The following is a 13143-nucleotide window of genomic DNA, read 5'->3' as shown; positions in this document are numbered from 1 at the left end:
GATGACTGACTACTATTTCACTGGAATATTCGCCAAAATCTCCACTAAAAATTTCCAGAATTTTTGAGAAGAAGAAATACTCGCTCTTTCATCCGGAGAATGTGCACCATGGATGGTGGGGCCAAAAGAAATCATATCCATATCAGGATAATTAGCTCCTAGAATTCCGCATTCTAAACCAGCATGACAAGCCACTACTTTTGGTTTTTCACCATTTAATTTTTCATAAATCGGAACTAAAACCTCTAAAATCTCCGATTGGGGATTCGGAGTCCAACCTGGATAAGAACCTGAAATTTCTACTTCGCAGCCCATCAATTCAAAAGCCGAACGCAAGTCGTTAGCCAAATCAAACTTAGCCGATTCAACCGAAGAACGCGTCAAGCATTGTATCGATAATTTTCCTTTTCCAAGAATCACTTTTGCAATATTATTCGAAGTTTCGACCAAATTATCAAAATCGGCACTCATTCTATGCACTCCATTTGCAGCAGTTGCCATCGCTCTTACAAAATAATACTGCGCTATAGACGGCATCACTGTAGCGGGTGTTTCTTTTAATTTTTCGAAAACAATTTCTAAATCAGGTTCAGTTGTTTTTAATTCATTTTTAATTTCGCTCACCATTTGCTGCATATCAAAAACAAAAGCTTCGTCATAAACGGAAGCAATAATTACCTTTGCTACACTCTCACGCGGAATAGCATTGCGTAAACTTCCTCCTTGAATTTCCGAAATTTGTAAACCAAAATTATCAAAACCATCATACAACAATCGGTTCATGATTTTATTGGCATTTCCTAAACCTTTATGAATATCAATTCCTGAATGCCCTCCTTTAAGACCTTTTACTGTAATAGTATAACCTACTGAATAATCTGGAGTTTCTTCCTCATCAAACTCTGCTTCGGCAGTAACATCAATTCCTCCAGCGCAACCGATGTCAATTTCGTCATCTTCTTCGGTATCCAAATTCAACAGAATTTGTCCTTGAAGCAAACCACCATTTAAGTTCATCGCACCTGTCATTCCTGTTTCTTCATCAACAGTAAACAAGGCTTCAATAGCTGGATGAGCAAGAGTTTTACTTTCTAAAACAGCCATAATTGCGGCTACTCCTAAACCATTATCTGCTCCAAGAGTTGTTCCTTTAGCACGTACCCAATCGCCGTCAACATACATTTCAATTCCTTGTGTATCGAAATCAAAAACAGTATCTGCATTCTTTTGGTGTACCATGTCCAAATGTCCTTGCAAGACAATTGGTTTGCGATTTTCCATTCCTGCCGTGGCTGGTTTCCGGATGATTATATTATGAACTTCATCTTCAAAAACTTCCAAACCTAAGTTTTTACCAAAGTCTTTTATAAAAGCTACCACATGTTCTTCTTTTTTAGAAGGTCGAGGCACAGCATTCAAATTGGCAAAATTATTCCATAATATCTTAGGCTCTAAATCTCGTATCTGTTGACTCATATTTTGTGTTGTATTTTCGGTTTTAAAAACTCAAAGTTACAAAGTTTAAAATCCTTTTCTAGTATAAAATTGATTATTGTAATTATATTTACACTAAAAAAAACATCATTTTGAAAAGGAAATATGTACTCCCTTTATTGCTCGTTATTCAAATTTTAATTCTTAAAATAATTCCGTTTTTTCCTGAATCTGTGGAACGTTTTTACAGCAACGGATTGTATTTATTCATTTCTAATTTTCTCCGGATTGTTTTGGGATGGATTCCAGTTTCCATTGGCGATGTATTCTATTTTATTTTGATTTTGCTAGCCGTAAAATGGTTTTGGAACAATCGAAAAAATTGGAAACAAAACTGGAAAAATCAATTATTATCCGTTTTAAGTTTTATTTCTGTTTTTCATTTTTTCTTTTATTTTCTTTGGGCAATCAACTATTACAGAGTTCCTCTTTTCGAAAAAATGAATATTGAACGCGATTATTCGGATGCTGATTTATTGGATTTTACAAAAAAAATTATTGCTAAAACCAATGAAATTCAAATTAAAATCACTCAGAATGATAGTCTAAAAGTAGTCTTTCCTTACTCACAAGAAGAAACTTTTACCAAGAACTTGAATGGCTATAAAAACCTCGCCACTCACTATCCATTTTTCACTTATTCGAATTTGAGTGTCAAAAAATCTTTGTTTAGTTTACCGCTTACATATATGGGATTCAGTGGTTATTTGAATCCTTTTTCCAATGAAGCGCAACTTAATTATTTGATGCCAATGTATAATTTACCGACAACGAGTTGTCACGAAATGGCGCATCAAATGGGATATGCAAGCGAAAGCGAATGCAATTTTATTGGTTTTCTGGCTTCGGTACACAATGATGATTTATACTTTAAATATTCAGGTTATAGCTTTGCGTTGCGTTATTGCTTGAACAATTGGTACATTCGAAATGAAAAAACCTATCAGGAATTATTAAAAACCGTGAATGCTGGAATTATTAAGAATTACAAAGAAAGTCAGGATTTCTGGATGCAATATCAAACGCCTATAGAAAAAGGGTTTCATGCGTTTTACGACCAGTATCTGAAATTAAATCAGCAAAAAGAAGGTATGGATAGTTATAGTAAATTTGTCAATTTAACGGTAAATTATTACAAAAACAAACCGTTATAAATCAATCAATTTCCCACTGACGCAATTTGTTCAATTGTTCTTGTTCTTCTAATTCTTCAGCTGGAATTACCTTTAAAAAAGAAGGATGCTGCTCAATGGCAAATTCTATTTTTTCAACAATTTCGTCAATTGTATCATTATCATAATCAATTTCGAGTGGTTCTTTGATGATAAACGATTGCAGAATGCCTTTTTTCTTCAATCGAATGCCTTTTCGATCAAAAGAACGACGAAATCCGTCAATAACAATAGGAACTACAATGGGGCGATGCTGTTTGATAATATGTGCTGTTCCTTTTCGTACAGGCTTAAAAGAACGCGTTGTTCCTTGCGGAAAAGTAATTACCCAGCCATCATTGAGTGCTTTTTTTATATTTTCGGTATCATTTGGATTTACAGCTTTTTTTTCGGTGACATCTACGCCTTCTGAACGCCAGGTTCTTTCCACAGGAATTGCTCCTGCATACGATAATATTTTAGGTAATAATCCCGAACGCATGGTCTCTTTGGCAGCCACATAATAAATATTCATCTTCGGTTGCCACAAGTATCCAATATTCTTTATCGAATCGATTCGTCCGCTTAAACTAGCATTAAAAACATGAAACATAGCCACCACATCGGCAAAATAGGTTTGATGGTTTGAGATAAAAAGAACATTCGTATCGGGTAAATTTCGAATAATTTCCGAGCCTTCAATTTGCAAATCATTAAAACCACGATAGCGTCTATGGGTACAACTCCCAAAAAAACGAATCAACCATTTTTTTAGAAATAAGATATGTCCAAAAGGATTTCTTTTAATAAGTCCCATAAACTCTGATTTGCTTTTAAAAATTGGATTGCAAAATTACAAAAATTTTATTTGAACAATCTAATATGTTACATTTGAATTAATTGTTTTCATCTACCAGAATTGCATTTAAAACATCTCTCAATTCGCTCAACATCATTGCCGTGGCTCCCCAAACAATATGATTGTCAATTTTAAAAACAGGAACTTCAATAAAAGAAGCATAAGAAGTGGATAAATTTTCGACCGTTACAATGGAATCATTTCTAAAAACAGCTAAGGGCAATTCGATGACTGCAGCCACTTCTATAGCATTAGGAATAAAATCAATTTCTTCCTTACAAATCCCTAAAAAAGGATAGACCATGAAATTACTCGGTGGAATAAATACGGAACTAAATGCTTTTACAATTTCAATTTTATCTCGACTCACTCCTATTTCTTCCTCCGTTTCACGCAATGCTGTTGCACTATAATCCGCATCTTCAGCTTCAATTTTTCCTCCTGGAAAAGCAATTTGTGCCGAATGAACACCATCGTATGAATTTCGAACAATCAAAACCAAATGAGTTTCATTATTTTTAGGATAAAACAACATGGTCACCGCTGCTTCTCTTGGTATGTTGCCTTTCAGATTCATTTTTGCCAAAAGTTCCTTTCGCTCCAAAGGCATCATTTTCTCATGCGAAAGATTCCCCGAAAGCGGAGCTTGAACCAAATCAGGGATAAATTTTAAAAAATATTGAAAATCCATAATCAAAGTCTATTTTTGCAAAATAAAACATAAATATACTTTAGAAAATAAATTTACACCCATTTTCTAGAGTTCAAAGTACCTAAGATGTATAGTAAAGAAGAAACACAGCGATTGAAAAGAGAATTCTGGGTAACATTTGCCGAGAAATACCCCCGAAAATGGGTTTTGTATGACACAAAAATCAAAGATTTCTCTTTTAAATTTTATGTGGATAATAAAAAAGCGCAGGTTCTAATTGATATTGAACACCGCAGCAACGAAAAAAGGACGGCTTACTTTGAAAAACTGGAAGCTTTAAAAAACATTCTAGAAGAAGAATTCATCGCTGATTTGGTTTTCGAAAAAGACTATGTTTTAGAAAACGGAAAAACCATCAGTCGGATTTGGGTCGAAAAAACAGGAGTAGGTTTTAGCAATCGTAATTATTGGGACAGCATTTTTGATTTTCTTGAGGAAAAAATGGATGCTTTGGAACGTTTTTATCTGGAATACGATGCGTTTATAAAGGATATTGAAAACGAATAAGTTCAATTTTCTACATCGAAAATATATTATACACAATCACATGATCGCTGTATGTAATATACAATTGTTTTCGGTTTTCTTGTTTTTTTCGGGTAATGATGGAAACCGTACAATCTAGACCGTCAATGTCTTTACAAATAAAAGAATAAACCAAATCGGTTTCACTATCCGACTCTGGTTGATAGCTCAAAATTTCGTAAAGCTGAATATTTTGAGAGTACACTACAATTCTATTTTTATCAGTATCTAAAGTAACCGCAAGGTTAGCCAACTTTAAATCAGACCATTTTCCCCATTTTCCTTTGTCGTTTTTTTCCAAAACACTAACTCCCGAAGTTCTAAATTTATAGGATTGACTATAGGATTGCTGGATGCCAATTCCTAAAAAAAGTAAGCTGATATAAAAGCATTTTATTTTTGTCATTTTAAGCTCTATTATTATAAAAAATGGGTAACGGCTTTTTTAGCTAATTGATATTCTTCCATCATATCTGAAACAATCGATGCAGCCGTTTTTATTTCATGAATTAATCCTGCAATCTGACCTATTTCTAATTCTCCTTCGGTTAAATCTCCTTCAAATATACCTTTTTTAGCACGAGCTCTTCCTAGTAATTTTGACAGATCCTCATTTGTTGGACATTGGGTATACAATTCTTGAATGTCTTCAAAAAATTTATTTTTAATCAAGCGCACTGGAGTTAATTCTTTTAATGTTAACTGTGTTCCGCCTTCCTTGGTATTTAAAATTGCTTGTTTAAAATTCTCATGTGCCGAAGATTCAATAGAAGCTGCAAATCGGCTTCCTATCTGAACTCCATCAGCTCCAAGAATCATAGCAGCGAGCATTCCGTTTCCGTTAGCAATGCCACCCGCTGCAATAATAGGAATTTTTATTTGTTCTTTTACCATCGGAATCAAAGTAAAAGTTGTCGTCTCGTCCCGACCGTTGTGACCACCTGCTTCAAAACCTTCTGCAACAACAGCATCTACGCCTGCTTGTTGTGCTTTTAAAGCAAATTTGGTACTGCTTACCACATGCACTACTGTAATTCCATTTTCTTTTAAATAAGGCGTCCAAGTCATTGGATTTCCAGCAGATGTAAAAACAATTTTTACTTTTTCATCCACAATAATTTGCATGATTTCTTCGATATTGGGATACAACATCGGAATGTTTACTCCAAAAGGTTTAGAAGTTGCTTTTTTGCATTTCTGAATGTGTTCTCTCAAAACTTCTGGGTACATAGAACCCGCACCAATCAAGCCCAAACCTCCTGCATTGCTCACTGCACTCGCTAATTTATAACCGCTAACCCAAACCATTCCAGCCTGAATTATAGGATACTTAATATTGAAAAGTGTTGTTATAGTATTCATTACCAACTAATTTTTGATGATTTTTCCACATTTCGAAAAAACATCCGATTCCTTTTTATAAAAATAAAGTCCTTTACGTAATGATTCTAATGAAAAATTCTCTTGTAAATCTTCTGTTTTTTGACCCGAAAAACTATTAAAAAAAATTATTCCTGAATTAGAATTAGCAGGAAAATCTTCTTTGATAAAAGGAGAAGTTGGATGCTGCAAAACATCTCTTTTTAATGAATTTCCATTGCTTAACGCCAAATTAAAATCGGGAATACCATAACCGTATTCGTTGTCTGGTGCGGTATTTTTATTTGATGACTGAAGCAATAATGTTCTTATTTCCTGATTGGTTTTATCCGGATAAGCCTGCCATAAACAAGCTAGCATTCCAGAAATTATTGGCGCCGAAAAAGAACTGCCGCTCAAATAAATGTTGTTCCCGTTTTTATCTGAAACAATTGTATTTTGTCCCAACGCCATCACCTCTGGTTTTATTCGTCCATCAGCCGTAGGACCAATCGAACTAAAACCAGCTCTATTTTCGTTATCATTAACCGCACCAACGGAAACAACCGACGGAGCATCTGCTGGAACTCCTATATATGGCTTTCTTGTAGTTCCTTCATTCCCTGCCGAAACCACTACAAGCATACCGCGACTAAAAGCAATTTCGGCTCCTCTTGAAATAAAAGCAATCATTCCGTTTCTTTCAGTATAATTATAATTGTAATTTGGATTATCAAAATCAGAATAGCCTAAAGAACTGCTAATAATATCCACACCCAAACTATCGGCTTTTTCAGCAGCTTCTACCCACAACGATTCCTCAACAGGATTTTCTACAGTAACGTCCTCGGTAACAAATAAATAATAAGAAGCATCAATTGCTGTTCCTACCAACGAATTTTTGCCATAAGCAGCCATTGTAGAAAGTACATTTGTTCCATGATTATCATCAGCATAATAACTAGTATTTCTTTTTACAAAATTATAACCATCTAAAATTTGCTTATTCTCTCTTAGCCTTTTAAAAGCAGTAGAAGTATCAACTCCTAAAAAACCCGAGTCCAAAACTGCAATTATTTTCCCCGAACCCGTAAAATTTTGTTGGTGCAAAAACTGTCCGTTTAGTATTTCTATTTGCGTAGCAAATCCTTCAGAAACAGAAACTATTTTTTCCTTTTTAGAATTATTTTTTCGCGGAGAATTTTTTTTATTAACCGAAACCAAACTAGTTGTTTGATTTAAATTTTTATTAGCAAAATCAACTCTGTCAACAAAATCGAAGTTTTTTAACGAATTTATCAAACTCTGAATTCCTCTAACATGGATCGCATTGAGCCATTTCGACTTTGCCATCACTTTTATTCCTGAAACAGAACTAATGCTATCAATATATTCCTGATTAATGGGAACATCCTTGAAATCCAAAGCGATATTTTGAGTATTTCTTCTATCTAAAGCGCGTTGCGATAGCATTTGCAAAGGATTTTCATAATAATAATGCTCATTTGCTTTGGCATTAAAATATACCCAAGCTTCTTCTTGCGAAAAAACAAAAAGTGGAAAGAATATAAAAAATAGCAAGCTATACTTTTTCATAAAATGAATGTATAAAAAAAGTGATTAACTCCTATAAGAATTAACCACCTAAATATATTGTTTTTTCTCGAAAGTCCAACTAAGAAATTACACCTGAACCAACTAATTCGTCATTCAAATGCCAGGCTACAAATTGTCCTTCCGTAATTGCCGATTGAGGTTCTTCAAAAGAAACATACATTCCTGATTCAAATTGATGCAAAGTGGCTTCTTGCAAGGGTTGTCTGTAGCGAATTCGAGCCATTACTTTCATCGTTTCTCCATTGGCTAAAGCCAAATCCTTCCGAATCCAGTGCACTTCTGATTTTTCTACAAACAAAGCTTTTCTAAACAATCCAGGATGATGGCTTCCCATTCCTGTATAAATGGTATTCGAATCTACATCTGTTACAATTACAAATAATCCTTCGGCTGTACCACCTACATTTAATCCTTTACGTTGTCCAATGGTGAAATAATGTGCCCCTTGATGTTTTCCAACTGTTTTACCCATTTCAGGCGTGTATTGAATAGGACTTGCTGTTAAAGACAAGGTTTCTTCGGTTGACAATCCTTTTGGAATACCAATATTATACACCGAATTGCTTTTGTCTATTTGTACAATAATACCGGGTTTGGGTTGCAATTTTTGTTGCAAAAACTCAGGAAGACGTACTTTTCCAATAAAACACAATCCTTGAGAGTCTTTCTTTTCGGCTGTAACCAATTCCATTTCGGCGGCTATTTCACGCACTTGTGGTTTTGTCAATTCACCTATCGGGAAAAGTGATTTTGACAATTGTTCTTGTGATAACTGACATAAAAAATACGATTGATCTTTATTGTTATCCACTCCAGAAAGCAATTGATAAACGGGCTTTCCGTTAACTTCAATTTCGTTTTTTCTACAATAATGTCCCGTTGCCACATAATCGGCACCAAGACTTATAGCAATTTTCATGAAAACATCAAATTTTATCTCGCGGTTGCAAAGCACGTCAGGATTTGGAGTTCTTCCTTTTTCGTATTCGTTGAACATATAATCAACGATTTTTTCTTTGTATTGTTCACTTAAATCAACAGTTTGAAACGGAATTCCTAACTTTTCGGCAACTAATAAAGCATCATTACTGTCTTCTAACCACGGACAATCATTTGAAATGGTAACCGAATCATCATGCCAGTTTTTCATAAAAAGACCAATAACTTCATAGCCTTGTTGTTGCAACAAATATGCTGCAACACTTGAATCTACACCTCCCGAAAGTCCAACTACAACACGTTTCATTCTAAAATTGTTTTATGAGGCTGCAAAGGTACAAAGTTTTAAAAGGATTTGTATCTCTAAGCTATGTTAATTCAGGAGATTCGTTTTTAAAAAAAGTAGCCACGAATTTCACAAATAAACACTAATTTGAGACTCTTAACAATTACACTAAATTAATTAAGAAGCAGAATAACTAATTTGTATAATTTCTTATGTAAACTAAAATTACTTATTTTTTTATCTATTATTATTTTTAGAATTACTCATGTTTAATTCTTCTATCAATTTTCCATTTTCGAAAAATTGCCAAATTCCTGTTTTCTTTCCGTTTGTAAATTTGCCTTTGGAAACCACATTTCCATCTACATCTCTAAAAACAGCTTCTCCATCGTATTGATTGTTCTTGAAATTAGCTTCTTCCAGAACAATCCCTCTTTCAGAATATTTTTTAGAACTTCCATGCTTCAAATTATTAGTATAATTAGTTTCCTCAGCAATTTTCCCACTTGGAAAAAACACAGAACGCAAACCCTCTAATTTTCCGTTTATGTAATTTTCAGTCGTCATTATAGTTGTTGCGCCCAAATGGTAATATTTCCATTGGCCTTCAAACAATTTATTGATTACCTTTCCTTCGCTCACTTTGTTCTTCTTTTGATCATAAAAAACAGTGTAAGCCACATTGTCGTTTAGACTAAATGTTCTTGTAGCAATAACGCTTCCCGCTTTAGTATCATCAAAAAACTTAAATTCTCCTATTTCCTTACCATGAGAAAATGTTCCTTCATATCGGGGTCTTTTGGATTCAGGATAAACACCTTTCCATAATCCGTGTTTTTTTTGTTCACTATCTAATTGATTAAGTGTGACCTGAGCAAGCAAATTCGAACATTGAAAAACAAAAAAAAAGATGAAAAACAAACTAGTTTTAAACATATCAAATAAATATTAGTATTAAATCTTTTAAAAAAGACATCTGTAATTTGAAACAAATTTAGCATTAAATAAAGTACAGTAAAAAATCATACCAAAATAAAAATCATAATTACAAATTTTGTTTAACATTTTAAATAAATTAAATCACAAAAAACCAATAAAAAGCTATTTATCAAGGCTAAACAAATATTAATAGAAACTTAAAATTATATTTTGTTTAGCATTATTTAATTAAGTTTGAACAAAATAAATACAAATTTAAAAACAAAAAACTATGAAAATTGTATCTAGAATTAAAATTGCTTTTGCTTGTATTGCATTGTTTACCTTTATAGTATCTTGCAACAATGATGATGAACCACAAGCTGTTAACAACAGTATTGCTGGAATTGCTAGTGCCAATCCTGATTTTTCAACCTTAGTCACTGCACTTAATAGAACAGGTTTGACAGCAACATTAAACGGTTCTGGAACATTTACTGTTTTTGCTCCTACCAATGCAGCTTTTAACACTTTTTTCGGTACCTTAGGTAGCAATGTTACAGTAAACAATGTAGATGTTAATGTATTAAGAAACATATTACTGAATCATGTAATTGGAAAAGAAATTATGAGCGCAAATATTCCTGCTTCTGTTTATGTCTCTACTCTATCCCCTATTAACGCAACTACAAATGCACCAACAATTAGTATGTTTGTACAAAAATCAGGAGCTGTAGTAACTCTAAACGGAGGTATTGAAAATGGCGGAGCAGTAGTTACCTCTGCAGACGTTGATGCTAGTAACGGTGTAATTCATGTAGTAAATAGAGTAATCGGAATTCCTACCGTCAAAGACCACGCGGTAGCTAATCCTAACTTGAGTATACTTACAAGTTTATTAGTAGCACAGAACCTTGCTGGAGCTTTAGATGGGACAGAAAGAGCACCATTTACTGTATTTGCTCCAGTTAATACTGCATTTGACCAAGCTACATTGGATTTATATGGTGGTTTAAATTCTGGTCTAAAAACAGAAGTTCTATTGTATCATGTAGTTGGAGGTCTAAATGTACGTTCTAATGCAATTCCTTCAGGAAACATTCCAACATTACAAGGGGAATCTTTCACTATCACAGGAACTGCAATTAATGACGCTGGGTCAGATGTAAATAAAAACATCATTTTGACTGATATACAATGCTCAAACGGGATTGTACATGCTATTGATAAAGTTTTACTACCAGCTTTTAACTAAATTAAAAATCAAATAAGTTTTAAGAAAATAAGCCTCAAAGCAAACATTAGCTTTGAGGCTTATTTATTATGTGTAATCGTTCTGATAAAGATTGATTCTGTAATTTTTATTTCTTTTTCTTTTGAGCTTTCATAGCTTCCTGTTGCGCCATAGCTTCTTGTAGCTTTTGTTGAAACTTACTTTGTTTCTTTGGCTCTTTCTTTTTGTTTTCTTGAATTTGAGCGTGAATCTTATCGCTATCAATAATGTAATTTTTGATCACTAACATGATTCCGATTGTAATTGTATTTGAAATAAAATAATACAAACTCAATCCTGAGGCATAACTATTAAAGAATAACAACATCATTAATGGCGAAACATACACCATTATCTTCATCATTTTAGCCATATCTGGCATACCTTCTTGTTGCGGTGTCGCCATTTGTTGGTCTCCAGTTGTCATTTTCATATAGAAGAAAATGGCAATAGAAGCTAAAATTGGGAACAAACTAATGTGATCTCCATAAGCTGGAATATGGAAAGGTAGTTTGTAAACGGAATCAAATGATGATAAATCGTCTGCCCATAAAAATCCTTTTTGTCTCAACTCAATTGCCGACGGGAAGAATTGAAATAAGGCGTAGAAAACAGGCATTTGCAATAAACCAGGAACACAACCAGCCATAGGATTCACTCCCGCTTTGTTGTACAACTTCATGGTTTCTTGTTGCTTTTTCATTGGTTCATCCTTGTATTTCTCACTAATTTCAGTGATTTCAGGACGCAACACTTTCATTTTAGCCTGAGACAAAAATGACTTATAAGTAATAGGTGACATTAGTAATTTTACTAAAATAGTAAACAATACAATAGCCCAACCTTGAGAAATAAACATACTTAAGAATCCGTACATTGGAATAAACAAATGACGGTTAATCCATCCAAAAATCCCCCATCCAAGTGCTACAATGTCTTCCAGATTTCTATCGTACGATTTTAATAATTTGTAATCTGTAGGGCCGTAATACCAATTCATTTTTTGATCTAGCTCTCCATTTTTAAAAGCCAACGGCATTACCGCTTTAAATTGCTTTGTAAAAGTGGTATCAATCGCTTCATCATTCACTAAATTATTAGAGTACAATTCGGCTGTTTGAAATGGAGTCGACGACAATAAAATAGAAGAAAAGAAATGCTGTTTGTAAGCTACATAACTCACTTCTTCGGCCGTTTCAGTTTTATCGTTTCCTTGACCTAAATAGTCGCTTTTTCCATCTTCGTATTCGAAATAAATTTCAGAATAACGATTTTCGTAAGAAATACTTTTTTCGTTAGTATAAGTTTTTAAATCCCACTCTAATTGTATTGGCTTAGCCGTTTTTAAAACGGTATTTAATCCTTGTGTTTGGATATCAAAATCCAACATATAATCGTCTGCTTTCAATACATATTTATATTCTAAATAGGCATTTGCAGCAGCTTTCAATCGCATGGTCAAAATTTGGTCTTCACCATTTTTTGTCAAAGTAGGTTCGAAATAAAGGTCTTTCGTATTTAAAGTATGATTATCAACAGTGGCTAATTGTAAATTAAACTGAGCATTGTTGTCTTTAATCAATTGAACTAAATCGCCTGAACCTTTTTTAGTTCGCTCATAATTCTTTAATGTCGCTTCAGTAATATATCCCCCTTTGTTAGCTATTTTAAGTTTTACTAGTTTGTTTTCAATAGTAGTAAATCCTTCTTTAGCGCTAGCCAAAGTAGCTGAATAAGCAAAACTCCCTAAAGTTTTTTGCAATTTTGCTAATTGCAAAGTATCATTTGTTGCCACTGGAACGGCTGCTAATTTTGCAGCATTTTCCTGAATTTGAGCATCTTTAACAACCAATTCTTTTTTGGCTTTATCTGCAGCAAGTTCTGCTTCAGAAGGCTTGTTTTGATACATTATCCAAAGTAATATACCGAAAATCAATACAAAACCAATTAACGAATTGGGGTCAAACTTTTTTTCTTCCATTGTAATACGAATTATTTTTTGTCGACTGA

General features: G+C 33.6%; 12 protein-coding genes and 1 pseudogene. 4 read left to right on the top strand and 9 right to left on the bottom strand.

Annotated elements, in window-relative coordinates:
* Window positions 1–12: 12 nt before the first annotated feature.
* Window positions 13–1476 (bottom strand): aminoacyl-histidine dipeptidase, encoded by a 1464-nt coding sequence (locus AAGV28_RS01650; protein WP_373405086.1) that lies wholly within the window; start codon window positions 1474–1476, stop codon window positions 13–15.
* Window positions 1477–1586: 110 nt separating this feature from the next.
* Between AAGV28_RS01650 and AAGV28_RS01645 the strand changes: the two genes are divergently transcribed.
* Together AAGV28_RS01645 and AAGV28_RS01640 are read left to right on the top strand one after the other, a co-directional pair.
* Window positions 1587–2648 (top strand): DUF3810 domain-containing protein, encoded by a 1062-nt coding sequence (locus AAGV28_RS01645; RefSeq protein WP_373405085.1) that lies wholly within the window; start codon window positions 1587–1589, stop codon window positions 2646–2648.
* Window positions 2649–2816 (top strand): TMEM175 family protein, encoded by a 168-nt coding sequence (locus AAGV28_RS01640; protein WP_373405151.1) that lies wholly within the window; start codon window positions 2649–2651, stop codon window positions 2814–2816.
* 85 nt (window positions 2817–2901) lie between these two features.
* On the opposite strand, the pseudogene AAGV28_RS01635 reads toward AAGV28_RS01640, so the two are convergent.
* Together AAGV28_RS01635 and AAGV28_RS01630 are read right to left on the bottom strand one after the other, a co-directional pair.
* Window positions 2902–3462, bottom strand: a pseudogene (locus tag AAGV28_RS01635) (lysophospholipid acyltransferase family protein); the annotation flags it as partial.
* 79 nt (window positions 3463–3541) lie between these two features.
* The gene (locus AAGV28_RS01630; protein ID WP_373405084.1) at window positions 3542–4195 is read right to left on the bottom strand and encodes an NUDIX hydrolase; all 654 of its coding nucleotides are present in this window, start codon (window positions 4193–4195) and stop codon (window positions 3542–3544) included.
* An 87-nt stretch (window positions 4196–4282) separates the two neighbouring features.
* Between AAGV28_RS01630 and AAGV28_RS01625 the strand changes: the two genes are divergently transcribed.
* Window positions 4283–4723: a DUF4268 domain-containing protein gene (locus AAGV28_RS01625; RefSeq protein WP_373405083.1), complete on the top strand. Its 441-nt coding sequence runs from the start codon at window positions 4283–4285 to the stop codon at window positions 4721–4723.
* Between the two features lie 10 nt (window positions 4724–4733).
* Here the strand turns inward: AAGV28_RS01625 and AAGV28_RS01620 are convergent, their stop codons facing one another.
* From AAGV28_RS01620 to AAGV28_RS01600, 5 genes are all read right to left on the bottom strand, one after another.
* Window positions 4734–5147: a hypothetical protein gene (locus tag AAGV28_RS01620; protein WP_373405082.1), complete on the bottom strand. Its 414-nt coding sequence runs from the start codon at window positions 5145–5147 to the stop codon at window positions 4734–4736.
* Between the two features lie 14 nt (window positions 5148–5161).
* On the bottom strand, window positions 5162–6103 hold the full coding sequence (locus AAGV28_RS01615; protein ID WP_373405081.1) for an NAD(P)H-dependent flavin oxidoreductase: 942 nt from the start codon (window positions 6101–6103) through the stop codon (window positions 5162–5164).
* A gap of 6 nt (window positions 6104–6109) precedes the next feature.
* Window positions 6110–7696 carry a S8 family peptidase gene (locus tag AAGV28_RS01610; RefSeq protein ID WP_373405080.1) on the bottom strand — a complete coding sequence of 529 codons (1587 nt, stop codon included), beginning with the start codon at window positions 7694–7696 and terminating at the stop codon, window positions 6110–6112.
* A 79-nt stretch (window positions 7697–7775) separates the two neighbouring features.
* Window positions 7776–8963: a tRNA 2-thiouridine(34) synthase MnmA gene (gene mnmA / locus AAGV28_RS01605; protein WP_373405079.1), complete on the bottom strand. Its 1188-nt coding sequence runs from the start codon at window positions 8961–8963 to the stop codon at window positions 7776–7778.
* Between the two features lie 216 nt (window positions 8964–9179).
* Window positions 9180–9878: a toxin-antitoxin system YwqK family antitoxin gene (locus tag AAGV28_RS01600; protein ID WP_373405078.1), complete on the bottom strand. Its 699-nt coding sequence runs from the start codon at window positions 9876–9878 to the stop codon at window positions 9180–9182.
* A gap of 274 nt (window positions 9879–10152) precedes the next feature.
* Here AAGV28_RS01600 and AAGV28_RS01595 point away from each other — a divergent pair, with 274 nt between their 5' ends.
* The gene (locus AAGV28_RS01595; RefSeq protein WP_373405077.1) at window positions 10153–11115 is read left to right on the top strand and encodes a fasciclin domain-containing protein; all 963 of its coding nucleotides are present in this window, start codon (window positions 10153–10155) and stop codon (window positions 11113–11115) included.
* Between the two features lie 106 nt (window positions 11116–11221).
* Here the strand turns inward: AAGV28_RS01595 and yidC are convergent, their stop codons facing one another.
* Window positions 11222–13114, bottom strand: coding sequence for a membrane protein insertase YidC (gene yidC / locus AAGV28_RS01590; protein ID WP_373405076.1), 1893 nt, complete (start codon window positions 13112–13114; stop codon window positions 11222–11224).
* Window positions 13115–13143: the final 29 nt, after the last annotated feature.

The organism is Flavobacterium zubiriense (genome assembly GCF_041729725.1).
Lineage (GTDB): Bacteria > Bacteroidota > Bacteroidia > Flavobacteriales > Flavobacteriaceae > Flavobacterium > Flavobacterium zubiriense.
Note: the sequence above shows the minus strand (reverse complement) of the source record. Positions and strands in the feature narration are given on the sequence as shown.